We start from the raw sequence: 26,795 nt of genomic DNA, 5'->3' as shown, positions 1-26,795 counted from the left end.
TTCTGTATAAGTTTATTTTAATCACTAATGTATTTAACCCTTACTTATGAGCAATTTTTGGAGATTTATTATATTCCTGGTTGGTCTAGTTTTACTAATCCTCCCCTTTTTTGTTTTCTATGTAAAATTTGGTAATAACCAGCTGTCAGACGATATTGAAGATTGGGCAAATTTAGGTGAATATCTAAATGGAACTTTTATGCCTCTTATTGCCTTAGCTGGAGTATTAATTACTTTACTTCTTGGAACAATTGCTGATCAGAGAAATCAGTCAAATATTATTCTTGATCAACAAAAGCAAAGGCCATTAATGCATGTAGGCTATTTTGATGGAGAGGATAAAATTAAATTATTTATGCAGAATAAAGGTATTGGCCCCTTGATCATAAATAACTATTATTTGGAAGATAGAGATTCTGGAGAAATTAAGGATGGCATATTTAATTGTTTATCAGGAATAGCTACAATGTTTGATAACTACACAGGGAATCTGAATAATGTAGTCTTATCTCCTCAAGAGAAGTATGAGTTGTTAAAATATTCAATTCATGACTTAGAAGAAAGTTATCTTTTGAAATTTGAAGAAGATAGAACAACATTAAGAAGGACTCTTGGTAGGTATAAACTTATAATTGAATATAGTGATGTGTATAATAATAGAATGCCTCAATATGAAAGAGATTTAATTTGGTTTGACAGACATTAAAATGATAATTATCATGGCTGAAATTGGAGTTAAGAGGCCTATGTTTACTCAAGGTCTACTCGAAAACATTTGTCTTTATACAGCAGATACAGATAATTGACTTGTAGAATTGGATAGAAGCTGATAATCAGAACTTAAACAGTTCATCAGCATCTATTAGCCATGCTCTTTACCAGAGATATAAGCCTATAGATGAAAAAACAAAACCCTATTTCCATAATATATATAATAGCATTAATTTCATTTTAATTGTTTCCTCAATAGTGCTGTAAAATGAATGATGAGAAAATTGAAAGTTTAAAAAGTATAACAAAGCATTTTTCAGAAATTATACTAACTGCTACCTGTGAACTTTTTATTTATAAAAAGAATACAAAAATTCTCATCCCATGGGGTTCTGGATTGCTGCTTAGACATAATGGTAATCACTACCTTCTTTCATGTGCCCATGTATTGTGTGACTTGAAGGGGGAGATAGGCCCATTCTTTCTTATGAATGGTGAAGTTTCAACGATTGGAGGGAAGATTTGCCAAACGAATCCTCATTTTTGGGGAAACAGAAAACAAGACCATTATGATATTGCTGTAATAAAACTAAACGATAGTACAATTGATTTTATTCAAAGAAAATATATGTTCTTTGAAATGGGGCATATTAAAACAGGCCATATAAAAACAGAGAATAGTTTGTGCATGTGTATTGGATATCCATCTTCGTATACCAAGAAAGAGATAATATCAAGTTCTGTATTTATTTCAAATCCAGGGTACTCGTTAGTAACAAGATTATCTAAAAGTGATATTAACATCCCAGGTTATAATGAAGACCACCATTTCGCAGTGAACTACTCGATTGGCAAAGTGTCAAGCTTTACAAATACTGGGAAAAAGAAAAGAGGGCCTAACCCCTATGGAATGAGTGGTGGAGGACTATGGTTAGTTGAATCGCAAGATAAATCTGATCTACATACTGCTAGGTTAATAGGAATTAATCGTGAATATATAGCAAATAAATCTCTGCTTATAAGCACTAGAATTGATTTCTTTATAGATATTATAAGACAAAACTTTGACCCTACAATTGAAAATAATGGCATTCAAGTAAATTTAGTATAGACTACGTCTAATGCCTATATTATATATGCGTTCCTAAAGAACCCTACTCATTTCATCCCACCCTTCCTTCCTTTGCGATCAGGTGTACCCCCTATGTGGATTGTAGAACCTGATCCTTTAATCCTATCACTTAAATCGTTAAATCATTCTTTATGGTAACTATTATCAATGCAGTTCAAAGGACAACTAGGGAGGGGAAAACTTTTATAGCTTTTCAATTACAGGGTGATGTAGAGATGGTTCAATCACAAACTACAGGCAATTTCTTTCTGACTGCTAAGAAATGCTATATCCCATCAACTTTTACTAAAGAAGAAGCCACTTCCTTTATTGGAAAACAGCTTAGAGGAACAATAGAAAGGGTGGAATGTCCAGTATATGAATATACAGTGCCTTCTACTGGGGAAGTAATTACTTTAGCGCATACTTATTCATATCAGCCAGAGGTTTTGGTACACAAACAAACAGTTTACAGTCCAAACCAAGTTTGAGAAATAATGGATAACTAAAAATGTTAGAAAGTAGATTACTCATTAATGAGAGTCTGCTTTTATCTATATTAAGAAGGATTGCTAACGTATCTTATAGCAGCTTCAAAAGCGATTTTTAGTACTTCTTTCGCGCCATCTTTAAAAATATCCTTTAATAATTCAAGACCAAACTTTTTGATTCGTATTTTTGAGAATAGTTTACTTATTCTTTTAATGGTTCCTTTCTTTGTTGAGGAAGTAATTTCACTCCTTATTTCTTTAGTTTCTTCTATTAAAGCAGAAGTATCGTACTTTTCTCTATTGCTTTCTAAGATAACCTGAACACTATTTAAGAAATTATCAATAGCTAATTGCCTGGGTAAATCAAAAGCCATTGAATCTGCATCTTCATCTATAATTTGAAAATCATCAAAAAATTCCTTTTCATATTGTTTTTCAAACTGATTTTCCTCAGTAAATGATATTTTATTATGCTCTTCTATTATGTTTATCCACTTGTGGAAGTATTCTATTGCCCCCATTCTGTCAGGTGTTATTTGACTTTCTTTGAGAGAGTTGGTGTTAGATGGATATAATGTAATAGTATAGATGTAGTTGCCACTTTTAGAAGGATCTTTAACAGGCATGCTTATTCTAAAATAGTAGCCTGATGTTTCGTCCCTATCCTTTACCTCAAAAATAAATTTCTCTGGTTCAGATATAATAGTGAAATCACTATAGCTTTTCTGAATAGATCTGAATTGCTTAATAAAATCCTCTACTTCTTTAGCATGTGCTAGGGGAAGCGCTTTGCTGTTAATTTGCATACTCTTTAATAATAAGTGAAAGACTAAGTGTCTCGCTTAAACTGGCTAAATATATTTTATGAATTTAATTAATAATTATGGACTTTAACAAGAAACCACTATTTAATTATGCTTGTAGCATTCTGGTCGTAAATAAGAAGGGGGAATTGAAAAGTTTGTTTTGTCCTTTTGGAGTTATCACCATTGCAAAGTTGGATGATATTCCACCAGATACTAGAATGATTGTGGAAGAAGTAAATACAAATCTTCAAGACATAATAATTTACGTCATTAATGGAAAACCCTACTTCCATTGGCACTTTCAAATTCTAATGCAGTTTTAACCTATTTATCATCTCCATTTCAAATCATATAATTTATTTTATGAATGAAGTTTCTCTTATAAATAAGTTTGGAAATCATTCCTACATTGATTTTGAAGAAGTTTCCACATCCAAGCCCTTTCTACAAGCCAATACTGAGGAATTCACCTTAACTGAAATAAGGAATTATCATACAATCCCTTGTTTTGCGAAGGATAATGAGCCATTAATTTCTCATTGTGACTTTATGGATATAGCAGCACAGGTTACAGGAGATATTTTTAATAGGGAAACTATTTTAAGCCCCTCTATTAGATTAAGCCATCCAATTAAAGGCAGAGTGCCAGAAGCTAAAAATAAAGCTGCTAAAGACCTTTTAGAGCATGAAAAGACCCTTTATTATGAAAGGATGGCTTTTGTCATAGAAGTTCCTACTATTTCAGATACAATTGATGGCAATACCCTATCTCTAACCATTGGAGGTGTAAAGTCTTATTCCCTGGATAATCTGAACAGCAAGAAAGGCTCTGATGAAACATTTAAGGTTTTCATAGGCTTCAAAAACTTGGTCTGCACAAATCTGTGTGTTTGGAGTGATGGCTATAAAGCAGATCTAAGGGTCAAAAGTCTTGAACAACTTAAAAATGCTATATACTCACTAATCCAGCAGTATAATGCATCCCTGCACATTAAAAGAATGAAAGATTTTACAAATTATAACTTATCAGAAAGGCGGTTTGTTCAATTGATTGGGAGATGCAAGCTGTACAACTATTTGCCAGCACATATAAAAGCAGGTATATCTCCTTTGCTCTTTGGGGATAACCAGATCAGTGCTATCTGCAAGGACTATTTCAAAGATGAAAGTTTTTGCAGGAATGAAGCAGGGAATATTAATCTTTGGAAGATGTATAACCTATTCACAGGTGCTAACAAAAGTTCTTATATAGATACTTTCCTGGACAGATCAATGAATGCTTTCATGTTTGTTGATGAAATAAAAAATGCAATGGATGGCACACAAACAAGTTGGTTTATAAAGTGATAGATATAATGATTAATCTTAGATGAGTTAATGTATATTTGCTCACATTGTAAAAGTTTAATCACCCAAAATCACCAAAATGAAAGCAGCTTACCTATTATCTATTGGAATAGTTCTTCTCTCTGCATGTTCAACTCAAAAGTTCATTAAGTTTTCCCCCAAGCCAGAAGTGGTGACTACAAAGAAACTTGAAACCTTTTTGAAAGAAAACAAGATTCCTAAAGTAGTATTAAGAGTACCTGATACTAAGGACAATACAACACAGAAGGACAATAATGATTTTATTTATAATATAATTGAGAAGGAATTTCTGAAGGCTGGCTATATTGTCAGGGATAGAGCCCTTTTTAGTGAGATTGTAAAGAAGTCAGGGGAGAAGATAGATTATTCTCAAATAAAGAAGCAAACTGATACTGATTTAATTCTTGAATTGACTAAGCTTGACAAAAATGTAGTTTATAGAACCAATAAGTATTATACTAACAGTGGGAAAGAAGGTGTTTTCAGTGAGGGGAAGAGTATTTCAGTTAAAGGAGTTTCAGTAGCCTTTAAGGTAGTTCTTATTGGAGAAAATGAATTTGCAGGTAGTTACAATTTTAATAAAGTTTACTGCTCTGATGGATGTGAAGTTGTTATAGGCAAAAGGGGGCCTAAATTTCCTTATTCAAGCAAGAAGGATGTTCAGCCATACCAAGTTGTAGAACAGCCTTTCTGGGAAGATTTTGTGGGCAGTGCAACGCAAGAATTAATTGAAAGTCTGCAAGCTTTGAAAGAGAAATAAGGAATCAATCTTTAAATATTAAGCCTCCTGATAGATGTTCAGGAGGCTTTTTTAGTTTTTATAAGTTCAGGGGGGGCGTAATTGCCCCCTTTTCATTTCGCCCTAATAAAACAGACATGGAGGAGAAAATAATTATTCAATTTCTGGAGTTCCTGAATAAATCCATTTTACAGGATCAAACACACCTTGTAAATATAACCCTGTATGCAGATAAGGATATGAAATACTTCCATTCCATCTATAACAGGGAAGAATACAGAGTTAGATTATCTGATGAAGAGATTTTTGGTACAGAAGCTATAATTGCTGAAAAGCAGAAAGAGTTGGAAAAAGAGTTAGCTGAAATCAATAGGAAGGTTATACTGAAACTGGAAGATTTGTTCCTTAATGCTTTCTTGCAAAGGAAATTGCAAATTGAGAATGACCTTAAATTATTGGAAGATGCTAGAAGTAGCTATAGGTATGTCTATCAGTGGTTATTAATCCCTCATTGGTTAGGAGATGAATTGATCTCTTTAGGAGAAGTGGTTTTTAGAGAATTTGGCTGCAATTTCTGGGGTATAACCAGTTTTTTAGGTGAATATCAGTCCAGGGAGGCTACCCTTTTAGAAGTTTTTGAGGAATTGCATAACTATTAAACATCATATTTATGAAAGATATTCACCAGCTTTTTTCAAATTCTGGAAAGTCTTTTAGGGAAATGGTTTCTATAGAATGTGGATATTCAGAAGCTACCTTTTACAGGAAATTGTCTTTCTTTAAAAAATCAAAATTATCCAATGCAGAAAGAGCAGTGTTTTTAGAAATGGCAGAACACTTGGTAGATGAGATCACTGATTGTATAAACAAACATAGGAATCGATAAAATCAGGGAATAATATTATTTTGGGGTCAAATTGGGTTAGTACCTTTTAGCGAAACAGGAGAATTATTATTGAATTTTATTCAATTGACTGATAATTAGACGATTAGATAGGATTTGGCTTTGTAACCAGCTTTGCATGGGGTGCAAGAGGTCGCTAGTTCGAATCTAGTCGTCCCGACAAGCTTTAAGGTCATCTGAGAAATCGGGTGGCCTTTTTAATTTTGAGGCCAGGGCTGCCTGAAAATTTCCTCTTCTTCAAAAAACAGTGCAGCATCTGCAAAACCGGAATACAATGCTTTCCTTATCACAGCGCATTCCCACTCAATGATTTTTTCCCAGCGATAGGTCCCAAATAACTCGTTGCGCGTCTGTTTTATGAAAGTGCCACGTAAACTGAAAAACGATACAGCCACATATGAAAAACATAGTACTATTGATCCTTTGCCTGATGCTATGCCATCTTACTTTAGCGCAGCGCGTAAAAATTATTTTCGATACAGACATGGATTCCGATGTGGATGACGTAGGAGCCCTGGCGATGCTCCACGGTTTTGCCAGCCTCGGAGAAGCGGAAATCCTGGCCGTTATGGTCTCCAGCCTCAACCCATGGTCGCCGGGAGTAGTGGATGTTATCAATACCTATTATGGCAGACCGGATATTCCTATCGGCGCCGTGCAGCGGTTCGGCGTGTATAATAAATCCAGATATGCACGCAGGATTTGCGGGGACTTTAAGCCAGATGTTAAACTGGGAGAGGATATGCCAGAGGCGACAACGTTATACCGGAAGATATTATCATCGCAACCGGATTCAAGCGTGGTTGTGGTAACAGTGGGCGACCTCACCAATCTTTCCAAACTGCTGGACTCAGAGGCAGATCAATTTAGCCAATTAAAAGGCATTGACCTGGTTAAGAAGAAAGTGAAGCACCTGGTATGTATGGGCGGCAGATACCCGGCTGATCAGGATCCGAGACCCTGGGGTAATTTCAAGACCGATCCGCGCTCCACCCAGCATGTTGCCGCAGCATGGCCCACCTGCATATATTTCACCGGAGGGGGAGCTTTTGCAGACAGTGTACCTACGGGAAAGATTTTTTTCAATGAAAAATATAAGCACACCCCAATGGCTCATGCGTATAAATTATTCCTTGAGGGATGGAAAAGGAACTGGCACCACAGCGCGGACATCATTGCCGTTTATGTGGCCGTCAGAGGGCACTTGCCTTATTTCAAACTGGAAGAACATGGCTATAACCATATTTTCGAAAACGGAACGAACTTGTGGCGTTTAGCACCAAACGATGAGCGGCATTATCTCGTCAGTGAGTTCGCAGAAGGTATTGATCCCAAAGTGATAGCTGAAAAGTTCGATTTACTGATGGTGATGCAAAAAAAGGAGAAATAGAATCGGATGATTCCCTGAAAAACTAAACGGGGATGCTTTAAGGCCATCTGAGAAATCAGGCGGCCTTTTTTTTGCGTTAGGATTTAATAACGTAAATTCGGCTTAATTAAATAGCCCTGGATACCTATGAATAAATTAACAATCTGCCTGTTCTCCTTTCTCCTTTTATCCATTTCAACATATGGCCAGCCCCAGTCCCGTAAAAGAGACTTCAACAAAGATGGTGTAATAGACCAGGTTACTATAGTTGAGGATGGAGGCCCTGCATTTTCATCAAAGGAAATTCAATATTTTGACGGCAAAACAAAGAAGGAATACGATTTTTCTATGTTTTATTCATTTGGGAGCTTCTTTGGAATTTGCAATATCCCCGATGTCATAGGTAGTTCTGGTAGTGAATCAATCGGGGAGATATTATTTAGCAGGAAAGATACTATTGACGCATCATTAAATTGGTTAATAGAGGCTTGTTCCAACAAGGTTGGCCTGAAAGGATCACAACTGGTAGATTTTTCAACAAAGTATACGCCTGCATGGATACCAGGAGAGCCAAAGATCCCCCAGGGCTACTATGCGATTTTGAGTAATTATAAGTACGAAAAGTTGCTGAAGAACACAGAAGGTTCACCTGGCTTTGATTTTAACAAAATGAAATCAGCATCTTTTTGGATTGATTACAACCCACATAACCACAAAGGTTTCAGGATCACAAAAGGAGAGGGTGAAAACCGGATCTATACAACTTCGCATGGTGTTGTGATTAAGAACAATAAAGGATATAGCTGGGTTTTTGTAAACGATAACAGGCTTTTTGACGCAAACGATAAATTAAGATGGCCTTCAATTGATGAAGTTCAAATGATCCGTGAGTTCTTATTGGTGAAACAAAGTATTAATACAGGAGACGTGAATTTGTTTATTATTGATCCTGTATCAGGTTTTGTAATACGCTTAAATAAAGATTTTATAGGTCTGGGACCAATTGCAAAAGTGATAGTAAACGAAGAAAAGGAGCGTGTTGAATTAAGCGATTCATCAGGTAAAAATTATTCCTTTACCCTGAAAGTTATTATGGAAACTTTTCATAAGGTGTTTTCGCTATAAGTATCGTACGGGGGCACTGGTTCCCGGCGAACTTTGAGGCCATCTGAGAAATCAGGCGGCCTTTTTGTTCCCCGTATCTCACTAATATCGTAAATTCAGGAGCACATTAATAATTTGATCATGGAAATAAACAGTCTTGAAATGCCTTCCATCAAACAGGTTGTTATCAGAAGGATGGATGGCGTATCAATCTCAGAGTTTTCCGATATACTTTCCGTGGAAGAGCCCCTGGAGATAAAGATCGCCTATGATGCCGGAATAAACAGAACGCAAAAGAACATCTCCGTTACCATGCGCACCCCCGGCAACGACCAGGAGCTGGCTGCTGGTTTCCTATTCACAGAAGGCATCATTTCTTCCAAAGATGATATAAAAATCATCTCCCACACCAATAATACCGTGATGGTAGAACTTACAGAAGGATTCATACCTTTCCTGGTACAATCGGACAGGAACTTCTATACAACTTCCAGCTGCGGTGTTTGCGGAAAAGATTCCATCCAATCCATAAGAACAGTCAACGCATTTTGTCATTTAGATAAACCTCAGTTAAACCTGTCTACCGATCTCCTCTTCCAGTTGCCGGATAAATTAAGAGAAGCACAAAGAGGCTTCGCCGCCTCAGGTGGCCTGCATGCAACCGGCCTTTTCTCCCTGGATGGATCATTGCTGCTGTTACGGGAAGATGTAGGCAGGCACAATGCCCTGGACAAATTGATCGGCAGCGCGTTGTTCGAAGGGCTGATGCCATTGAACCAGCATATTTTACTCCTTAGCGGAAGAGCAAGTTTTGAACTAATTCAAAAAGCAGCCATGGCAGGCATTTCAATTGTTGCCGCTATCGGTGCTCCATCAAGCCTGGCCGTAGAGCTTGCTAAAGAATTTGATATGACGCTCCTGGGATTCCTGAAGGAAAACAGGTTTAATATCTACAATGCAGGTCAAATAAATTTTAAATGAGAATAACATGCAAGAAAAACCCAACCCAGAAAACCCCTATAAATTAACCGGCCTGAAGCTAACGCCGCTGAAAAAATGGGCTGCCGGTATTCCTGCTGTTAAAGCAGCATTGGCGGATCTTTTTGAGCAGGGCATACCTCTTCGCGGAACAAAAGCCTTATTCAAAATGAACCAGTTTGGCGGCTTTGATTGTTCAAGCTGCGCATGGCCGGACCCTGATGATGACAGATCTCCCCTCGGTGAATATTGCGAGAATGGCGTGAAGGCTTTGGCTGAAGAAGCCACCACCAAAAAAATAACTGCGGAGTTCTTTAAAGATAATTCCGTTTATGACCTGGCCAGATTGAATGATTACGAAATCGGCCGTTTAGGAAGGCTAACGGAACCTATGTATCTCCCGGAAGGCGGAACCCATTATCAGCCGATCACCTGGGACGATGCCTTTAAGAAGATAGCCAGTCATCTGAACGCATTGAACTCCCCGGATGAGGCTGCTTTTTACACTTCCGGGAGAACGAGCAATGAAGCTTCATTTGTCTACCAGCTTTTTGTCAGAGAGTATGGCACCAACAATATGCCGGACTGCTCCAATATGTGTCATGAAACATCGGGAACTGCTTTGCGTCCTACTATAGGGATCGGAAAGGGAACGGTAAAACTGGAAGATTTTTACGATACGGATGTAATTATGATCATCGGGCAAAACCCGGGTACCAATGCTCCCAGGATGCTGAGTGCACTGGAAAAGGGTAAAAGGAACGGCGCTAAGATCATCGCCGTAAACCCTTTGCCGGAAGCCGGATTAATGGGCTTCCGAAATCCCCAGGAGATTAGTGGTGTTATCGGCCATGGCGGTAAGCTGGCGGACCTTTACCTGCCTGTGAAAATAAATGGTGATATGGCATTGTTAAAGGCCATTGAATTGTTATTACTCGATCTTGAGGGGAAATCCCCCGGCCAGGTAATTGACCGTGAATTTATAGAAGAAAAGACCGTAGGTTATGATGCCTTTATCCGGCAATTTGAAAATTATACTTTAGAAGAGCTGGCAGAAGCATCCGGTGTATCCCAGGCAGATCTTTATGAAGCCGCTCAGATGCTGGCATATAAAAAACGCATAATTATATGTTGGGGGATGGGTATTACCCAGCAGCCCAATGGGGTAGACATGATCAAAGAAATGCTCAATATACTTTTATTAAAAGGAAGTATAGGGAAACCAGGAGCCGGCGTTTGCCCGGTGAGAGGGCATAGCAATGTGCAGGGGAACAGAACGATGATGATCAATGAAAAACCCACCAATGCGCAATTAGACCGCATGCAGCAGGTTTTTGGCTTTAACCCTCCGCGCAAACATGGGTATGATGTAGTCAGGGCCATAAAAGCAATGCAGGAGGGAAAGCTGAAAGTGCTTTTTTGTATGGGTGGGAATTTCTTATCTGCTACGCCGGATACTACCTATACCGCTGCAGCAATCCGGAAATTGAATTTAACAGCCTGGGTTTCCACAAAACTTAACAGGGGGCATTTAATACACGGCAAAGAGGCTATTATCCTGCCTACCTTATCCCGTAGTGACCTCGATATTGTAAATGGAGAATTACAGATCATCAGCACAGAAAATTCAATGGGCGTTGTGCAGTCATCCAAAGGAATGTTAACGCCTGTATCTGATAACCTTATTAACGAAACGCAGATTGCCTGCCGCCTGGCAATAGCCACACTTCGGAACACCGTTGTAAACTGGCAGCGTTATGCGGATAGTTACGACGCAGTAAGGGATGATATTGAAAGATGTATCCCCGGCTTTGAGGATTATAATAAAAGGGTACGGGAAAAAGGAGGGTTCTATCTGCCTAATGCGGCGCGGGATGGGAACTTTATTACAGAAGAATTTGGAAATCATGTTCCCTTTACGCTAACAGGTTTACCTGAAACCAGCCTTGCGGATGATGAATATATGATGGCTACTACCCGTACGCACGATCAGTTTAATACTACCATCTATGGATTGGATGATCGTTACCGGGGTGTTAAGAACGAACGCCGGGTAATATTTATGAATGAAAAGGATATTGAGAAGGCAGGTTTCAAAGCAGGGGATAAGGTAGATCTTTTCAACTACGATGATAACAAAGAGCGGATTGCCCCCTTATTCATCATCATTGCGTACCCGATACCTGAGAAAAATACGGTGACCTATTTCCCTGAGACAAACGTTTTGGTTTCCGTTAATAATGTGGTGAAGGAAAGTAATATGCCCGCCTCAAAATATGTGAAGATTAAGATCAGAAAACACAGCCCCGGAATATACGAACGGGTGAAAGAACTGGAGGCAGCGCAAACCTTTTCCTGATCAATGCAGGGCAAACCCTTTCCTGGTCAATGGCAGCGCAAACCTTTTCCTGATCAATGCAGCGCAGGTTATCAGCCTACCCGCTGATACACCCCAAACAGCTTCCAGAACAACTTCTCCTGTTTGAAATTAAAACGATGCTTCTTGAAATCATTTAATACAAGGTCTATTTGCCCGTCCTTCATTTCAAACTGTCCGATCATAATTTCCTGTTCGGCGGCATACAGCCCTGTTTTATGCTGGCATAAATGAATGTTTTGCTGGGTTACTTCTTCAAAGATCAACACATCGTTCACCTGGAATTGGGAAGTAGAAGCATGACGGGGAATGTTGTGGTTAAAAGTAAGCGCCACCAGCTGCAGGTTGCCCGCCTCCGGCAGTACCAGTTTCGGGAATGTGCCCCATTCGTTAAACTGCAGCTCGCGGTGACTGCATTTCATGTAAATATTATCGTTCATAAAGGGCACCTCCCGCATCTGCAGGTTGATGATACGGTTGGCATCATCGATGAGCTTGTCCCCGTTGAATTGCAGGATCTCGTTGATAGTCAGGGACTGCTTCACAAAATTATCCAGCGGAATGCAAAAATGATTGGCAATGCGTACCACGGTATCGATCCGCGGTTCCGCCCGGTTTTCCTCGTAAGACGAAATATTCCCCCTGGTAAGTTCAAACAGATCGGCAAAAGCCTGCTGGCTAAGGCCTTTCGTTGTTCTTATCTTCTTGATATTGGCTCCTATTTTTGTCATCCCCACAAATATAAGGCAAATTATTTTATCTATTGTGCTAATTTAATTTGCAATTGTGTTTTGTTTTTGTACATTTGATAAGGAAATGAATAAAACAACCCGAATGAACTATATCGATACCATTGAAGATTTTGCTACCAGGCTCAATTGCCGGATCGTTTATAAAAACGAGCAGAATGGCATCCTGAAGATCGATAATCAGCCTGATGGTATTAATAACCTGATCATCGGCATCGCTCCACCTATCTTAATTATGGAGCAGTTCCTTTTTTCGTTCCGCGGGGATCATGCGGAAATGTTTAAAAAACTGCTGCAGAAGAACAGGGATACCATACACGGTGCCTTTGTTATTAATGAAGAAGGTAATAAAGTGTTGTTCCGCTACACCATGCAGCTGGGGAATATCGACTTTAATGAATTTGAAGGTGCGATCAACTCCCTGGGCCTGCTGCTAAGCGAATATTCGCAACAGATCATTGATTTTTCGAAATTATAGGAATATAAATAAAACATTAAGCCATGAACATTTTCAAACGACTTTTCAGAATAGGCCAGGCGGAAATACATGCCGCGGTGGAAAAAATGGAAGATCCTGTTAAAATGACGGAGCAGGGGCTGCGTGAATTGCGGCAAGACCTGGTGGACGCAACGGAAGCCTACGCGAAAGTAAAGGCCCTCGCTATCCGCACGGAAAATGAACAGGCCAATTGCCAGAAAGAATCGCTTAATTATGGAGAAAAAGCTATTTTGATCATGCAAAAAGCCCAGGCTGGACAAGTTGACCTGGTGAAAGCAGAAGAATTAGCCCGGGAAGCGCTTTCTTTACGCCGTAAATTTTATACGGAATCCGAAGCACTGAGCACACAGGTAGTGGCTTTACAGCAATCCTCCGCCGAGATGCTCCGAAACACGGAGATCCTCAGGGATAATATGGATAAGTGGGAAAAGGAACTGAGAACGCTCAAGGCCAGGGCCAAAGTAAGCAAAGCTACCGAACAGGTGAATAAACAACTCGCCCAGCTGGATAATAACGGAACCATTGCCATGCTGGAAAGGATGAAAGCCAAGGTAGAAGACCAGGAAGCCCTGGCCAAAGCCTATGGTGAAATTGCCCGCGAAAAGAATACACTGAAAGATGAATTGGATACACTTTTAAAAGACGACGCTTTATCTATCGAAAAAGACTTGAAAGCGATCAAGGAAAAACTGGGTATCGCTGATAATCCCTGATGATCTATGGCTAATATAGTTGAACTGTTATTTAATCCGCTCAGTAACGCCATCATGACGGTAACCACCGGCGTTACCGTTATATACTGGATCTTTAACCTCATTTTCGGCAGTGTACTGGGCGATGGCGATCTGGATGCAGACGGCATTGACACGGATGTAGATGTGGATACCGATGCAGACCTCGACCACGGAGGCGACAGCTCCACCTGGGATAAACTGTTGTCCTTTGTGAACGTAGGCAAAGTACCCTTCATGATCGTTTTATCTGTTTTCAAACTAATAGCCTGGATTATTACGCTGGCCTCGTCCATTGTGCTTAACCTTGTTACCTGGGGCTGGATGTCCGTTTTCATCCTGTTACCCGTTATTTTCGTAGCTTTTATCATTACCCGCTTCGCTACCAAACCACTCATTAAATTATATCACGCCATGGGCTATAACGGAGAAGAGGCGCAGGACCTGCTGGGCCGTAATGCCCGCATGCTGTCCAGCATCTCCGGCGATACCATTGGGTTCGCGGAACTGAAAGTGCAGGGGGATGTAATGCGGATCAACGTAAAAAGCAAAACCGGTGAAGCCATCCGCTTCGATGCTGATGTGATGATCATGGATGAATCGCCGGATAAAAAATATTATATCGTAGTGCCCGAAGTTAACCTGGCAAATATTGTGTAGGCATACTTCTCTTTACCTGAATGAAAATACATCAATCTTAACATTAAAATCAAATTCAAGACTATGGGAGCTTTAGGAGGAATCACCTTGCTGTTTGTTGGCGGTGTTGTTTTTCTGTTGTTCATTATTCTGTATGCCTTCGCTGCATGGTACCGGAAAATACCTCAGGGCAAAGCTATTGTACGTACCGGTGTAGGTGGCGGCAAAGTGGCTTTTAACAGAGGTATGTACGTGATCCCCATTTTGCACAAAATGGAGATCATGGATATTTCCGTTAAGAAACTGCAGATCGACCGGATGGAAACGGATGGTTTGATCTGTAAGGATAATATCCGTGCAGATATCAAAGTAGCGTTCTTTGTGAGGGTGAACAAAAATATAGACGACGTACTGAACGTGGCACAGATCATTGGCACGGAAAGGGCCAGTGATGTAGACACGCTGCGCAACCTTTTTGAGGCCAAGTTCTCTGAAGCCCTGAAAACCGTTGGTAAGAAATTTGATTTCATTGAACTGTACGAAGCACGCCGTGAATTCAGAACAGAGATCCTCAACATCATCGGTACCGATCTGAACGGCTATATCCTCGATGACTGTGCCATCGACTACCTGGAGCAAACGGAAATGAAATTCCTGAGCGCACAGAACATCCTTGATTCACAGGGTATCAAAAAGATCACCGAACTCACAGCGGAACAAAATATCAAAGCGAACCTGATCAAACGGGAGGAAGAAAAAGTGATCAAGAAGCAGGACGTGGAAGCACGGGAAGCTATCCTTGAACTGGAGCGTCAAATGGCGGAGAAAGAAGAGAAGCAGAAAAGAGAGATCGACAACATCCGTGCCCGCGAAAATGCAGAGATCATAAAGGTGCGTGAAGAGGAACGCCTCAGATCCACATCTGTCCGTATTAAAACAGATGAATCGCTGGCAGTACAGGAAGAAAACAAACTTCGCCAGATCATCATTGCGGAGAAAAATAAACAACGTACGGATGCGGTAGAAACAGAAAGAGTGGAGAAAGACCGCGCCCTGGAAGCCACTGAGCGTGAGAAAATTGTAACATTGGCGCAGATCGAAAAGGAGAAAACCCTGGAGGTGGAACGCAAAAATATCCAGGACGTGATCCGCGACCGCGTACGCCTGGAGAAAGGTGTGGTGGAAGAACAACAGGGTGTAAAAGACCTGGAAGCCTTCCGTGGTGTTGAACGTGAGAAAACAGTAGGTATCACTAAAGCCACCCAGCAGGCGGAAGAAAAACTGATCTACACGGTGAAAGCTGCCGAAGCTGAAAAGAAAGCGGCAGAAGAAAAAGCCAAACAAATGGTGATCGACGCGGAAGCGAAGAAAGAATCAGCCATCAAGGAAGCAGAAGCCCGCAAAATGCTGGCGGAAGCGCAGGCGAGGGAAGAAGCTGCTGTAGGTTTGTCTGAAGCTGAAGTAATGATTGCCAAAGCAGAGGCTACAGAAAGGCAAGGTATCGCAGATGCCAACATCATTGAGAAAGTGGCGGAGGCGAGAAGAAAGGAAGGTCTTTCCCAGGCAGAAGTAACCAAAGAGAAAGCCCTGGCGGAAGCTGCAGGTATAGAAGAAAAAGCGGAAGCCATGAAGAAGCTGGACGCAGTAGGCAAGGAGCACGAAGAGTTCAAATTGCTGCTCACCAAAGAAAAAGATATCGCACTGGCGCAGATCAGTATCCAGAAAGATATTGCAGATGCACAGGCTGCTGTATTGGGCGATGCACTCAAATCTGCCAGGATTGATATCGTAGGTGGTGAAACCATGTTCTTCCAGAACATCATCAACCAGGTATCAAATGCCAAAGGTTTCGACCGCCTGATCAACGAAAGCGAACATGCTACGCATCTCAAAACGGCCCTCCTCGGCGATGGCACCAATGGTGGCGATCTGCTGGTACGTATCCGGGATTTTGCGGATAAATACAACATTTCATCCAACGATATTAAAAACCTGACAATCTCCAGCCTGTTGCTGAAAATGCAACAGAACAGCACGGAAAGCGACCGCTCTTCGCTGCTGAACCTGGCAGCACTGGCTAATAGCCTGGGTATATCTAATAAGAAGTTGTAATTAAGAAGATAGCATGGCAGGTACTGAAAACAACACAACAGCCATACTGGATGCAGGTACGTATGAGATCATCCGGAACCGTTTAAACGAGCAGCGGCAGGACCTGGTGCAGCGTTTGGCAAAACTGAACGTTGCCCGTAAGGAAATATTCAATTCCAAAGGCTTCCAGCTCATCGCCAACCAGCGTATCACCACAGAAAATAACGGTGTGGCGCGTGGTATCGTAGCGCTCGGTAACCTGACCATATTTGCCTATAACGTTCATTTTGGTTTAAGAGAAGATATCAAACTGAGCGATGTGTTCAGCATCTATAAGTTCAGTGGCAGCCACTTTGAGCCGCAGCCGCTGGTACTGATAGAAGATGCCGGCTTCATCACGGATTTCACCAATCTGTACAAATACTACCGCGATTCCATCTTCGCCCGGTTCGTGCGCACGGAAAATTATCTCTACATGATCTTCCAGACGAGCAAGAACCCGGACGACAGAAAAGCATTCAAATGGCTGATAAAAGAGCATCAGTTGTTGTATGTGGACGATCGTAGTATTCATGAAGTAAAGAAAGCAGCGCAGCACGATTTTGACTGGATCCAGACAGATCTGAGCAACCGCCGCCTCGGCAGGCATCCGCATATTTCGGTGCTGGACAAGGTTTTTATTGAAGCCCTTCACGGCGATATCACTTTCAAAATTGAAAACAACACAGACACAGGAAAAGGTATTTTCTCCGAACCGGTGCAGAACAGTGATCAGCAACTCGATGATGCGGAATATCACTATGCCGATCTGGGTAACCTGATCGCCATTAAAATAAAGCCCTACCAGGAAACTTTTCGCGCGTATATTTTCAATGTACGCACCAAGCAGGTTGTGCCTATCCCCGCACTGGTAGATGCAGGCGTATTGCTGCCAGACAATCAGGGCGTGATCTTCGCCAACGGATATTATCTCCAGAACGGAGAACACAAAATATTCGAATCGGATTTGGTGGGCCTGGAATTTGTCCGCAGCATTGCATCGCCTAACGGAGAAGATTTTCTGTACATTTTCTACCAGAAAACTACCAATACCTACCTGCTGATGTCGTACAATATGATTGCGCAGCAGGTGGAAACACCCATCATCTGTAATGGCTTCACAGTATTCAATGATGGTACGCTGGTGTATTTCCGCTCGGAAAACGAAGCGGTAAGGCACCACCAGGTGCAGATCTGGCAAACGCCGTATACGGCGGCTCTCCAGGAAAATACCGCCATGACCGGCAATGTACTTTACAAGATCGGGAACAAAGATATTGTAAGTGCTATGAGCGAAAGCCAGGAGGTGATCCTGCTGTTGCAGAAGGAGGATAGTTACGAAAATCTCTATGAAGATATCTACAAAAGAGCCAACGACCTGCTGGATGCCTACTTCTGGATAAAGGACGAAGCTACCTTCAATATGGCCGCTCCTTTGGCCAATATCCGCGAAATTGCGGACACCGCCATCGATGAATTTGCGAAGGTGCAGGCACAACGCCAGCACGCCCGGGAAGCTTTGCAGGCAGTGGAAAAGAAGGTGGAGCAGCTGGTGATCAACATTAAGAATGTAACCGTTACCTCCCTGGACCAGCTGGTGGAACTGCTGGCTGCCATCCGCAGCATGCAGGGCGCCGTGATCGATCTGCTGAATATCCGCTACATTAATGCGGATGCGGTAAATGCACTGAAGGAAACGCTGCAGCAATATAACAGTTCGCTATCGCAGGACACTATTCAATTCCTGCTGAAAGAAGAAGCACTGGCACCATATGAGGCTAAAGTGGCTGTGCAGAAGCAGGCCGTGGCCGGCGTAACCAAAGTAGTGGATGCCATACCGGTAGACGATGCTGTGAAGAACATTGCAGCCGGGCTCGAAATGCTGATAGACATTCTCAACAGCCTCAAAATTGGCGATACCACCCAAACCACCCGGATCGTAGAAAAAATTTCGCTGATCTTCGCTTCACTGAACGAAGTAAAAGCAGACCTGGTAAGGGTAACCACGGCATTACGTTCCAAAGAGTCCACCGGAGAATTCTATGCGCAGTTAACCCTGCTGGACCAAAGCACCGTTAATTTCCTCGATCTGTCCACCTCTCCCGAAAAGTGCGAAGACTATTTTACAAAGATCAGCGTACAGATCGAAGAGCTGGAAAGCAAGTTCGCGGACTTTGAAGCGTTCGTTAACAAGATTGCTGATAAGCGCGACGAAGTGATCAAAGCTTTCAACGGCAAGAAGGAAATGCTGATGGCGCAGATCAGCAAACGGGCTACCGCACTGGAACAGATCGGTATACGGGTATTAAAGAACATTGAAAACAAAGCACAGTCTTTCAACGATAAAGCCAGCATTTACGCCTTCTTTTCCACAGATCTGATGATCGACAAAGTGCGCGATCTCGTGGAGGAATTGAAAGGCCTTGGTGATGTGGCCAAAGCAGAAAACCTGGAAAACCTGGTAAAGGTGGCCCAGGAGAGTGCCCTCCGCAACCTCCGGGACAAATCGGAATTGTTTGCCGATGGCAACAACATCATATCACTGGGCACTTATAAGTTCGTAGTGAACAAACAGGTGCTGGACCTTACAATTATCCGCCGTAACGAACGCCTGTTCTATCACCTGATCGGTACCAGTTTTTACAAGGAAGTAACGTCCGAAACACTTTATCAGCACCGCGCCATATGGGAGCAGGAACTGATCTCCGAGAACAATACCGTGTACCGCTCTGAATACCTGGCGTACCAGGCATTTGCACAAAGCGATTACGAAACATACATCAACGATCGTACAGAGCGCGATTATGCCGCCGCTTACCTCAAAGGCGTGCACAATGCAGATGCCTTGCTGATCACAAAAGGCCTGAAAACATTACAGGAAGAACTGGGCATTCTCCAGTTCAACCCCGCCGTACGCGTAGCAGCGCAACTGTTTTGGTTCGCACTGGAAGATGCTGTTAAGCACAAACTGCAACAGCTTATCGCGGCAGCGCATACTATCCAGGTAAGCTTCCCGCAAAGCCACCGCGCGCCCTTCGTGGAAAAGGAGATTGCCGACCGGTTTAAACTGTCGTTGCCATCTCCCACACCCGTAAATGCGCAGGATGTGGCAGATTACCTGTGCAGGGAATTGGCGGTAACACCTAATTTCACCTGCAGTCAGCAGGCCGCCCATTTGAAGAAGGAATTCAAAGAATACCTGCAGGCGAAAAAACGCGCTGAAGTATTCCTGAAAGAAACGGATAATACGGAATTCAGTACGCTGGAACGTTTTTACATGATCCGCAGCTGGCTGCTCGCATTTTTGCAATCTCAGCAGGAGGTTGTAGATGAGCAGTATGTAGATGAGGCAGTTTGTTTGCTGTTGTTCAGGGAGCATGCCTATAAGGAAAAAGCGGCTTCAGACAGCCTGGTGCTGGAAGGCCTCAAAGGTACCCACCCGGCTATCCGGGAAGGAGGGAAGTATGTGCTGAACTTTCATCTCTTCATGCAAAAGCTGAGTGGGTATTTTGAAACAATTGTGCCTGCCTTTGCGGCGTTCAGCCAACAGAAAGAACAGCTGGTCACGCAGTACCGCCAGCAGTTGAAGATACGGGAATTTGAGCCTAAAGTGCTGAACTCGTTTGTACGGAACCGTTTGATCAACGAAGTATATTTTCCATTGATTGGCGCCAACCTGGCCAAACAGATCGGCGCAGCAGGCAACGATAAACGTACGGCCAGAATGGGCATGCTGCTGCTGGTATCGCCGCCGGGATATGGTAAAACCACCCTGATGGAGTACCTGGCCAAAACAATGGGACTGCATTTTGTGAAGATCAATGGCCCTACCATCGGGCACAACATCACTTCCATTGATCCGCTGGAGGCTACTACTTCCGGCGCAAGAGAAGAGTTGAAGAAGATCAATCTCTCTTTTGAAATGGCGGATAACGTCATGTTATACATCGATGATATCCAGCACTGCAGCCCGGAGTTTTTGCAGAAGTTCATTTCCCTGGCCGATGGGCAGCGTAAAATGGACGGCATATTTGAAGGCGAGAGCAAAACATACGATCTGCGTGGCAAGCGCTTTTGCGTGGTAATGGCGGGCAACCCCTACACGGAAAGCGGCGAACAGTTTAAGATCCCGGACATGCTGGCCAACCGCGCCGATGTATACAACCTGGGTGATGTAATTGGTGGATCGGACCAGCTTTTCAGGCTGAGCCTGATCGAAAACAGCGTGGCAGAAAACAGCTTCGTGCAACGCATCGCCAACCGCAGCTTCGATGATCTGTACAAATTGATTGAAGGCATTGAAACCGGCAACGATCTGTTGCCTGAACTGGAAGGCAACTACAGTTCGCAGGAATGCGATGATGCCGTAGCGGTACTCAAAAACATTCTCCGCATCCGCGATATTGTGATCCGTGTGAATGAGCAATACATTGCCAGTGCCGCTATGAAAGATGCATACCGTACCGAACCTGCCTTCAAATTGCAGGGTTCTTACCGGAACATGAATAAAATGGCAGGTAAAGTAGTGCCGCTCATGAATGTGGAGGAAATTGATACCCTGATCCGCTCGCACTACGAAGGCGAATCACAAACACTCACTTCCGATGCAGAAGCGAACCTGCTCAAGCTGAAGGAACTTGCCGGGTTTTTGTCTGCCGAAGAAGCCGCACGCTGGGAACATATCAAAGAGATCTTCAGGAAGAACAACAAGTTCGGCGGGCTGGAAGCCAACGATACTTCCGGGCAGATGTTAATGCAGTTAAGTTCATTTAACGAACACCTGGAGGCCATCGCCAACGCAATGAGTAAGAAGTAATAACAGAAAAGGTCACCAGCAATGGTGGCCTTTTTTTCTGGGCGTAACATGCGTACTTCTCCCATTTCCGGGGAATATATTGCCGGAAATGGGGTTATACCACACCATTGAACATCAGGCAGTAGGATCTACCTGGGCCGCGAGGTTATTATCCGCGAAGAATTTATCCCGGTGAGCAGCGAAGGCTTCAGACAATTCTTTGATAACATTCAGGCTGGTATCCACCTCATCCTGCAGCTCCGGCAGTTTCTCGTCTAATAAAGCCGCACCCAGCGTAATGTTGTCTGCCGCTATCTGAGATACTTTTTTCAGTATCGAGGTCTGACTGTTTTGAAGGTCTTCCAGTTCACGCTGGATCTTATCCATCAGTTCCAGTTTCTGCATTTTTTCCATATTCAAAATCCCCTTTAGAACGGGAACCATGATATGTGAAACAAAAACCTTACCATTGCTGCTTACCCCGGCATAGTATACCTTCTATACACCCGTGTTGAATCTCCTGCAGTAAGCTCAATCCGTGAATTATCCAGCCGCTCGATGATCAGTGTATCATGCAGCAGGTGCACCTCCAGGCTATCCGGGTTACCATAGCTCCGGGTATGGAACTGTCCCTGTTCCTTCATACCAGGCGTCAATGCAGAGCGCCTTTCGTATATACTGTCCCGGGTATAGAAGGCGATCGCGTTTGGCCCGTATTTATTATCGATCACGATCCGCCAGAAGCCATCAATAGAAAGCGGGTGGTATTGCTGTGGGCCGGGAGGCTCAGGAGGAGGTGCTTCCGTTTTACTTTTCTTACAGGCAACAAAGGCAATTAAGCCAAGGATAAGTATAGTTTTGTGCATGCTTGTGGAACGGAGGAGCAAAACAAAAGTTACAAGGAAACTTGGTATCCTCAATAGAAGAACTGTTCCAGTACGATCTGCCCGTCTTTTACTTCATACAGCATGATCTCATGGATCTGGATCCTTCCATGCGGTTCCACCGTGATGTCCTTCTCCCTTACTACCACAAAATGATTGCCGGTAACAACAGGCTCGCCTGTATAAAGGCTGTGAACTTCTTTGATCCGCGATACAAAGTCTTCACCTTTCCTGCGCACGGGAGCCTTTCCTTCAGCGTTTCCAAAATAAGGAGAGTGCTCAGGGTCTATACTCTTTACGTTTTCGGCAAAGAGTTCGTCCTGGATCTCAAACCATTTTTCCTGTTTAGCCAGTTCATTGAACCTGGCTGCTACTTCCTGGGTTGTTAGTGTTTTTTTCATAAAACAAATTTAAGGCCCTGCTTTTTCTTCGAAAGGGGGTTATCCGGACTTTGCAGCAGGGCTATTTGGCCAATGGCAGTGATTTCAGGTATTCATTGGGAGATACCTTAAAATGTTTCTGAAAATTCCTGCTAAAAAGGCTTTGTGTGCTGTAACCAACCATCCGGGAGATCTCAGCCAGGCTGTATGCGTTTTCTGCAATGAGGCCGGCTGCCTTTTTGAGCCGGGTGATATCAATCAGTTCCTTGGGCGATAGTGCGGAAAGGGATTTGATCTTCCTGTAAAAAGTAGGCCGGCTCATATTCATATGTTCGGCCAGCTTATCAATATCTATTTGAGAATCCTGGATGTTCTTACGAATATAATCATCCAGTTGTTTGAGGAAAGTTTCATCTGTTTTGGAATGCGCCATCACCCGTACATCTTCAAAAGGGGAGGTGGCAAAGTGCGCTTTTATTTTCAAACGGTTGTTGAGCAGGTTCGCAATTTGTACCTGGAGGAACTCGGGAGAGAAGGGTTTCCTGATATAAGCGTCTGCACCCGCTTCCAGCCCTGTTATATGAGAACGATGGCTATTTTTCGAGGTTAATAGTACGATCGGAATATGGCAGTATTCAACATTGGATTTAACCAGCTGGCATAACTCAAAACCATCCATCCCCGGCAGCATAACATCCAATACGATGAGCTGGATCACTTCTGTGTCCATCACCTGCAGGGCTATTTCAGCACTTTCTGCCAGGTGTATTTTATAGGTATCCCCCAGCACTTCTGATAAAAATTCCAGGATCTCCCGGTTGTCGTCTACCACTAAAATGCTCTCTGTCATAACTATTTATACTTTTTTCCAGCCGCTCAGGTTAAACTCGAACTGCTGATGTATGGGTAATGTTAATTCGAAAACAATATTGTTGCTATTGCCGGAAACCAGTTCTAATGATCCCTTGTGCAGTTCTGTTAATGACCTCGCCAATGGCAATCCGATGCCTGTTCCGGGCTTTGTTTTATTGTTCAGTCTGAAGAACGGTTCAAAGATCTTTTTCCGGAATGCCAGGGGGATCTCTTTGCCATCGTTACAAAAGCTGATAGTGAATTTTTCATCACCGGTATGCAGCGATGCCATCTTTACGGTTGCGGAAGATGCGGCATATTTAATGGCATTGGAAAGCAGGTTTGCGCAGATCTTCACCAGGGCTTCCCGGTCTACAAATGCTACAATATCGGTTTCGGGAAGATCAATAGTTAAAAGGATGTTGTTCTCTTTAGCGAATTCCCTGAATGCGTCTGTTTGTTCCCGGAGCAGCTTATTGATGTGTACGTTTACAAAGTTTAATCCGAACTGCTCTATTTCAGTCTGCCTGAAATCCAGCAACTGCCCCGTGAGGTCTGTTAGCCGGTGGGCATTCTTTTGAACTGTGAGCAGGCCCTTTTTAATAGGCTGCTGATCTTCTGCCATTTTTATCAGTCTTTCTATGGGCCCTACGATCAGCGTGAGGGGCGTTTGTATCTCATGCGCAATATTGGTGAAGAAATCAATCTTAAACTGGTAGATCTCTTTTTCTTTCTGGTGTTCGAACAGTTGCAGTTTAGCCAGGTTTTTACTGTTCAGGTAACTGTGGTAATAGCGGACCAGCAGGAATAGTATTATTCCTGATAAAAATACATACGATATATAGGCCGTACCACTCTTCCAGAAGGGAGGTAAAATGCTGATGAAAAGACGTTTTTCTTCGCCGGTCCAATCGCCCACATTACTTTCCGCACGTACGGTAAAGGTATAATTCCCCGGTGAAAGGTCTGTAAACCAGGCATTCCTGTTGGTGTTAAGATAGGTCCATTCCTTATCCAGGCCGGCCATGAAATATTTATACTTTGTGGCCCTGGCGGAGGAATAGTTCAGCGCCGCAAATTCAATGCTGAAGTTATTCTGATCGTGCGCGAGTACAATGGTATCTGTAAACAGCACAGACTTGTGGAGTGGGCCATCTTTATCGCTGGGTGTTATCTCCCTGTTGTCTATTTTAAACCCGGTAATGTAGGTTGGCGGAGATACGTTCTTCCGGTCAAATTCAGCCGGGTTAAAAGCGATCATTCCTTTCACAGAGCCGAAATACATTTTTCCGTCAGCGGCCTTGTAAGCGGAATTATAATTGAACTGATCTGTTATGAGCCCGTCCGGTTGCGTATAGGTCTTGCACTGGCCTGTACCCATATCAAGGGATATAAGCCCTTTTAATGAGCTTATCCATAGATGTTTCGAACTGTCTTCCAGGATACAGAACACCACATTACTGGGCAGGCCGTTTTCTGTGGTGAATTTTTTGATGGTTTTCCTGTCCGGCGCTAATTTTATCAGGCCGCCACCGTTAGTGGCAAACCAGAGGGAATGTTGGCTGTCCTCAAAGATATAATGTACGGGAAATTCATTGATGGTATCGCCAAAGCGGAAATTCCCCTGCCGGCCGGTTTTGGGATTGTAATAGAACGCTCCCTGCGATACGCTGCCCGTCCAGATATTCCCTTCGCTATCTTCCGTGATATCGAAAACATACGAGTTATACGGGATCTGTTTAATGCGGTTAAAGGTCCTGCGCCTCCTGTCGTAATGGAACAGGCCGGAACCATTGTAAGCGGTACCAACGAGTAAGGTACTGTCTTTGGTGAAATAGAAACGATGCACAAAGTCACTCACCTTATCATTTTTATCACCAATGAATTCAAAATGGTCAGTTACCTTTCCGGTACGCATATCCATTACTTCCATGCCGTGTAAGAACGAGCCAATGAACAACTGGTGGCCCAGGGCCAGCAGGCCGTGGATATTGGGATAGGAAATATCTCCCTTTTTCCCGGTGGCAGCATAATGTGTGAATAGCCCTGTTTTGGGATTAAATTGATTGATCCCCGCATCCTCCGTACCGATCCATAAGTTACCCCTTGTATCAGGGCAGATCATTCTCACGGCATTGCCTGATATGGAATTGGTACCTTGCAGGGGATAATATTTTTCAAAACGTGCATTTTCTTTTGAATAATAATTTAACCCGCCAAAATAAGTACCCACCCACATACCTCCCCGGGAATCTTTACAGATTGTATACACCGCATTGTCTGAAAGAGAATAAGGGTCGCTGATCTGTTTGCGCAGGTTTTGACTGGTATTAGTGGCAGGGTCGTACAGGTAGATCCCTGATTCGGTGGCTATCCAGTATTGCTCATGGCAGCCCGCCGTAATATCCCTTACATAGATATCGGTTTTGTTGTTGTGCTGAAGAGGTAAAGAATTGATGGTTCCCGTTGCCGTGTTATAACTTTTCAGCCCCTGTTTAAAACATCCTACCAGGACCTCCTTTTCATTGACAGGGTATATTTTGCTGATGGAACGCATGTTTGCAGGTACCCGCTGATCAATTATCCGGATCCGGGCAACAGCACGGCTGGCATGTGAGTAGATGCCAATAACGCCATCATCATTACCTACCCATAGGTTCCTGCTACTGTCAAGGGCTATGCAGGATGCCTGGATCTTCAGATGCTCCACCTTTTTTTCACCCTGATCATATTTGTAGAGGGAATAATTAGCAACGAACCATAGATTGTTATCGCTATCTGTCAACAAGTGGCTGATGTAGGTTTGCGGGGCAGCTTCGAGTAAGGTAAAAACTTCATTATAGGGATTATACATAAAAATGCCCTTACCCGTACCGATCCATAACATGCCCTTTTTATCCTCGGTGATAACTGTGATCAGATTGTTCCCTATCCTGCCAAATTTGTTTTGGGAATTTTTGCAGGTCTTGAAAGTATAACCATCAAACCTGCTTAACCCTCCCCGGGTACCGATCCATATCAGGCCTTTGCTGTCTTGTAGAATGGAAGTCACTGCATTATGTACCAATCCATCTTCAACCTGGTAATGTGTAAAATAGTATTTTCCGCAACAGGGTAGCGTTGCAAGCAGTAACACCAGGCTTAATAAAAGGGAGCATAAGTATAATCGCATAACGGG

23 protein-coding genes are annotated in these 26,795 nt (G+C 42.9%); 16 read left to right on the top strand and 7 right to left on the bottom strand.

The genetic code is table 11. The features are described from left to right. Positions 1–46 precede the first annotated feature (46 nt). The 3 genes from BUR42_RS08945 (at position 47) to BUR42_RS08935 (ending at position 2,313) form a co-directional block, all read left to right on the top strand. Entirely contained in the window at positions 47–706 is a 660-nt protein-coding gene (locus BUR42_RS08945) for an Asp23/Gls24 family envelope stress response protein (protein WP_074238903.1), read from the top strand. A gap of 273 nt (positions 707–979) precedes the next feature. Beyond that, positions 980–1,822, top strand: coding sequence for a hypothetical protein (locus tag BUR42_RS08940; protein ID WP_074238902.1), 843 nt, complete (start codon positions 980–982; stop codon positions 1,820–1,822). Between the two features lie 152 nt (positions 1,823–1,974). After that, on the top strand, positions 1,975–2,313 hold the full coding sequence (locus tag BUR42_RS08935) for a hypothetical protein (RefSeq protein WP_074238901.1): 339 nt from the start codon (positions 1,975–1,977) through the stop codon (positions 2,311–2,313). A gap of 68 nt (positions 2,314–2,381) precedes the next feature. Here the strand turns inward: BUR42_RS08935 and BUR42_RS08930 are convergent, their stop codons facing one another. Then, the gene (locus BUR42_RS08930) at positions 2,382–3,119 is read right to left on the bottom strand and encodes a hypothetical protein (protein ID WP_074238900.1); all 738 of its coding nucleotides are present in this window, start codon (positions 3,117–3,119) and stop codon (positions 2,382–2,384) included. A gap of 363 nt (positions 3,120–3,482) precedes the next feature. Here BUR42_RS08930 and BUR42_RS08920 point away from each other — a divergent pair, with 363 nt between their 5' ends. From BUR42_RS08920 to BUR42_RS08880, 8 genes are all read left to right on the top strand, one after another. Next, the gene (locus tag BUR42_RS08920; RefSeq protein ID WP_074238898.1) at positions 3,483–4,466 is read left to right on the top strand and encodes a DUF3871 family protein; all 984 of its coding nucleotides are present in this window, start codon (positions 3,483–3,485) and stop codon (positions 4,464–4,466) included. Positions 4,467–4,545: 79 nt separating this feature from the next. Next, the gene (locus BUR42_RS08915; RefSeq protein ID WP_074238897.1) at positions 4,546–5,247 is read left to right on the top strand and encodes a hypothetical protein; all 702 of its coding nucleotides are present in this window, start codon (positions 4,546–4,548) and stop codon (positions 5,245–5,247) included. Between the two features lie 116 nt (positions 5,248–5,363). Next, entirely contained in the window at positions 5,364–5,885 is a 522-nt protein-coding gene (locus BUR42_RS08910) for a hypothetical protein (RefSeq protein ID WP_074238896.1), read from the top strand. An 11-nt stretch (positions 5,886–5,896) separates the two neighbouring features. Then, entirely contained in the window at positions 5,897–6,112 is a 216-nt protein-coding gene (locus tag BUR42_RS08905) for a hypothetical protein (protein ID WP_074238895.1), read from the top strand. 415 nt (positions 6,113–6,527) lie between these two features. Further along, positions 6,528–7,520 (top strand): nucleoside hydrolase, encoded by a 993-nt coding sequence (locus BUR42_RS08895; protein WP_084185471.1) that lies wholly within the window; start codon positions 6,528–6,530, stop codon positions 7,518–7,520. A gap of 126 nt (positions 7,521–7,646) precedes the next feature. Next, positions 7,647–8,624 (top strand): hypothetical protein, encoded by a 978-nt coding sequence (locus BUR42_RS08890; protein WP_074238892.1) that lies wholly within the window; start codon positions 7,647–7,649, stop codon positions 8,622–8,624. Positions 8,625–8,744: 120 nt separating this feature from the next. Next, positions 8,745–9,584: a formate dehydrogenase accessory sulfurtransferase FdhD gene (gene fdhD, locus BUR42_RS08885; RefSeq protein ID WP_074238891.1), complete on the top strand. Its 840-nt coding sequence runs from the start codon at positions 8,745–8,747 to the stop codon at positions 9,582–9,584. Positions 9,585–9,591: 7 nt separating this feature from the next. Beyond that, positions 9,592–11,940, top strand: coding sequence for an FdhF/YdeP family oxidoreductase (locus BUR42_RS08880; RefSeq protein ID WP_074238890.1), 2,349 nt, complete (start codon positions 9,592–9,594; stop codon positions 11,938–11,940). A 71-nt stretch (positions 11,941–12,011) separates the two neighbouring features. Here the strand turns inward: BUR42_RS08880 and BUR42_RS08875 are convergent, their stop codons facing one another. Further along, a complete protein-coding gene (locus BUR42_RS08875) occupies positions 12,012–12,689 on the bottom strand; it encodes a helix-turn-helix domain-containing protein (RefSeq protein WP_074238889.1) in 678 nt (225 codons plus the stop codon). Positions 12,690–12,792: 103 nt separating this feature from the next. Here BUR42_RS08875 and BUR42_RS08870 point away from each other — a divergent pair, with 103 nt between their 5' ends. The 5 genes from BUR42_RS08870 to BUR42_RS08850 all read left to right on the top strand — a co-directional run bounded on the left by BUR42_RS08870 (position 12,793) and on the right by BUR42_RS08850 (position 21,522). Beyond that, positions 12,793–13,185 carry a YbjN domain-containing protein gene (locus tag BUR42_RS08870; RefSeq protein WP_200798238.1) on the top strand — a complete coding sequence of 131 codons (393 nt, stop codon included), beginning with the start codon at positions 12,793–12,795 and terminating at the stop codon, positions 13,183–13,185. 23 nt (positions 13,186–13,208) lie between these two features. After that, positions 13,209–13,919, top strand: coding sequence for a PspA/IM30 family protein (locus tag BUR42_RS08865; RefSeq protein WP_074238887.1), 711 nt, complete (start codon positions 13,209–13,211; stop codon positions 13,917–13,919). A gap of 6 nt (positions 13,920–13,925) precedes the next feature. Next, positions 13,926–14,597, top strand: coding sequence for an OB-fold-containig protein (locus BUR42_RS08860; RefSeq protein ID WP_074238886.1), 672 nt, complete (start codon positions 13,926–13,928; stop codon positions 14,595–14,597). A 63-nt stretch (positions 14,598–14,660) separates the two neighbouring features. After that, positions 14,661–16,688 (top strand): flotillin family protein, encoded by a 2,028-nt coding sequence (locus BUR42_RS08855; RefSeq protein WP_074238885.1) that lies wholly within the window; start codon positions 14,661–14,663, stop codon positions 16,686–16,688. A 13-nt stretch (positions 16,689–16,701) separates the two neighbouring features. Beyond that, positions 16,702–21,522 carry a DNA repair ATPase gene (locus BUR42_RS08850; protein ID WP_074238884.1) on the top strand — a complete coding sequence of 1,607 codons (4,821 nt, stop codon included), beginning with the start codon at positions 16,702–16,704 and terminating at the stop codon, positions 21,520–21,522. Between the two features lie 114 nt (positions 21,523–21,636). On the opposite strand, the gene BUR42_RS08845 is transcribed toward BUR42_RS08850, so the two are convergent. The 5 genes from BUR42_RS08845 to BUR42_RS08825 all read right to left on the bottom strand — a co-directional run bounded on the left by BUR42_RS08845 (position 21,637) and on the right by BUR42_RS08825 (position 26,789). After that, entirely contained in the window at positions 21,637–21,906 is a 270-nt protein-coding gene (locus tag BUR42_RS08845) for a hypothetical protein (RefSeq protein WP_234979629.1), read from the bottom strand. A gap of 71 nt (positions 21,907–21,977) precedes the next feature. Continuing rightward, the gene (locus BUR42_RS08840; RefSeq protein WP_074238882.1) at positions 21,978–22,367 is read right to left on the bottom strand and encodes a hypothetical protein; all 390 of its coding nucleotides are present in this window, start codon (positions 22,365–22,367) and stop codon (positions 21,978–21,980) included. A gap of 50 nt (positions 22,368–22,417) precedes the next feature. Further along, the gene (locus tag BUR42_RS08835; protein ID WP_074238881.1) at positions 22,418–22,786 is read right to left on the bottom strand and encodes a nuclear transport factor 2 family protein; all 369 of its coding nucleotides are present in this window, start codon (positions 22,784–22,786) and stop codon (positions 22,418–22,420) included. 61 nt (positions 22,787–22,847) lie between these two features. Beyond that, positions 22,848–23,615 carry a response regulator transcription factor gene (locus tag BUR42_RS08830; protein ID WP_074238880.1) on the bottom strand — a complete coding sequence of 256 codons (768 nt, stop codon included), beginning with the start codon at positions 23,613–23,615 and terminating at the stop codon, positions 22,848–22,850. Between the two features lie 6 nt (positions 23,616–23,621). Further along, the gene (locus BUR42_RS08825; protein WP_074238879.1) at positions 23,622–26,789 is read right to left on the bottom strand and encodes a ligand-binding sensor domain-containing protein; all 3,168 of its coding nucleotides are present in this window, start codon (positions 26,787–26,789) and stop codon (positions 23,622–23,624) included. Positions 26,790–26,795 lie beyond the last annotated feature (6 nt).

Source organism: Chitinophaga niabensis (genome assembly GCF_900129465.1).
GTDB classification, from domain to species: domain Bacteria; phylum Bacteroidota; class Bacteroidia; order Chitinophagales; family Chitinophagaceae; genus Chitinophaga; species Chitinophaga niabensis.
This window is presented reverse-complemented; position numbering and strand designations above follow the sequence as displayed.

Excerpts from the sequence above, each read along its gene's own strand:
- BUR42_RS08945 (WP_074238903.1), top strand. The coding sequence starts at position 47 with ATGAGCAATTTTTGGAGATTTATTATATTCCTGGTTGGTCTAGTTTTA.
- BUR42_RS08940 (WP_074238902.1), top strand. The coding sequence starts at position 980 with ATGAATGATGAGAAAATTGAAAGTTTAAAAAGTATAACAAAGCATTTT.
- BUR42_RS08935 (WP_074238901.1), top strand. The coding sequence starts at position 1,975 with ATGGTAACTATTATCAATGCAGTTCAAAGGACAACTAGGGAGGGGAAA.
- BUR42_RS08930 (WP_074238900.1), bottom strand. The coding sequence starts at position 3,119 with ATGCAAATTAACAGCAAAGCGCTTCCCCTAGCACATGCTAAAGAAGTA.
- BUR42_RS08920 (WP_074238898.1), top strand. The coding sequence starts at position 3,483 with ATGAATGAAGTTTCTCTTATAAATAAGTTTGGAAATCATTCCTACATT.
- BUR42_RS08915 (WP_074238897.1), top strand. The coding sequence starts at position 4,546 with ATGAAAGCAGCTTACCTATTATCTATTGGAATAGTTCTTCTCTCTGCA.
- BUR42_RS08910 (WP_074238896.1), top strand. The coding sequence starts at position 5,364 with ATGGAGGAGAAAATAATTATTCAATTTCTGGAGTTCCTGAATAAATCC.
- BUR42_RS08905 (WP_074238895.1), top strand. The coding sequence starts at position 5,897 with ATGAAAGATATTCACCAGCTTTTTTCAAATTCTGGAAAGTCTTTTAGG.
- BUR42_RS08895 (WP_084185471.1), top strand. The coding sequence starts at position 6,528 with ATGAAAAACATAGTACTATTGATCCTTTGCCTGATGCTATGCCATCTT.
- BUR42_RS08890 (WP_074238892.1), top strand. The coding sequence starts at position 7,647 with ATGAATAAATTAACAATCTGCCTGTTCTCCTTTCTCCTTTTATCCATT.
- fdhD (WP_074238891.1), top strand. The coding sequence starts at position 8,745 with ATGGAAATAAACAGTCTTGAAATGCCTTCCATCAAACAGGTTGTTATC.
- BUR42_RS08880 (WP_074238890.1), top strand. The coding sequence starts at position 9,592 with ATGCAAGAAAAACCCAACCCAGAAAACCCCTATAAATTAACCGGCCTG.
- BUR42_RS08875 (WP_074238889.1), bottom strand. The coding sequence starts at position 12,689 with ATGACAAAAATAGGAGCCAATATCAAGAAGATAAGAACAACGAAAGGC.
- BUR42_RS08870 (WP_200798238.1), top strand. The coding sequence starts at position 12,793 with ATGAACTATATCGATACCATTGAAGATTTTGCTACCAGGCTCAATTGC.
- BUR42_RS08865 (WP_074238887.1), top strand. The coding sequence starts at position 13,209 with ATGAACATTTTCAAACGACTTTTCAGAATAGGCCAGGCGGAAATACAT.
- BUR42_RS08860 (WP_074238886.1), top strand. The coding sequence starts at position 13,926 with ATGGCTAATATAGTTGAACTGTTATTTAATCCGCTCAGTAACGCCATC.
- BUR42_RS08855 (WP_074238885.1), top strand. The coding sequence starts at position 14,661 with ATGGGAGCTTTAGGAGGAATCACCTTGCTGTTTGTTGGCGGTGTTGTT.
- BUR42_RS08850 (WP_074238884.1), top strand. The coding sequence starts at position 16,702 with ATGGCAGGTACTGAAAACAACACAACAGCCATACTGGATGCAGGTACG.
- BUR42_RS08845 (WP_234979629.1), bottom strand. The coding sequence starts at position 21,906 with ATGCAGAAACTGGAACTGATGGATAAGATCCAGCGTGAACTGGAAGAC.
- BUR42_RS08840 (WP_074238882.1), bottom strand. The coding sequence starts at position 22,367 with ATGCACAAAACTATACTTATCCTTGGCTTAATTGCCTTTGTTGCCTGT.
- BUR42_RS08835 (WP_074238881.1), bottom strand. The coding sequence starts at position 22,786 with ATGAAAAAAACACTAACAACCCAGGAAGTAGCAGCCAGGTTCAATGAA.
- BUR42_RS08830 (WP_074238880.1), bottom strand. The coding sequence starts at position 23,615 with ATGACAGAGAGCATTTTAGTGGTAGACGACAACCGGGAGATCCTGGAA.
- BUR42_RS08825 (WP_074238879.1), bottom strand. The coding sequence starts at position 26,789 with ATGCGATTATACTTATGCTCCCTTTTATTAAGCCTGGTGTTACTGCTT.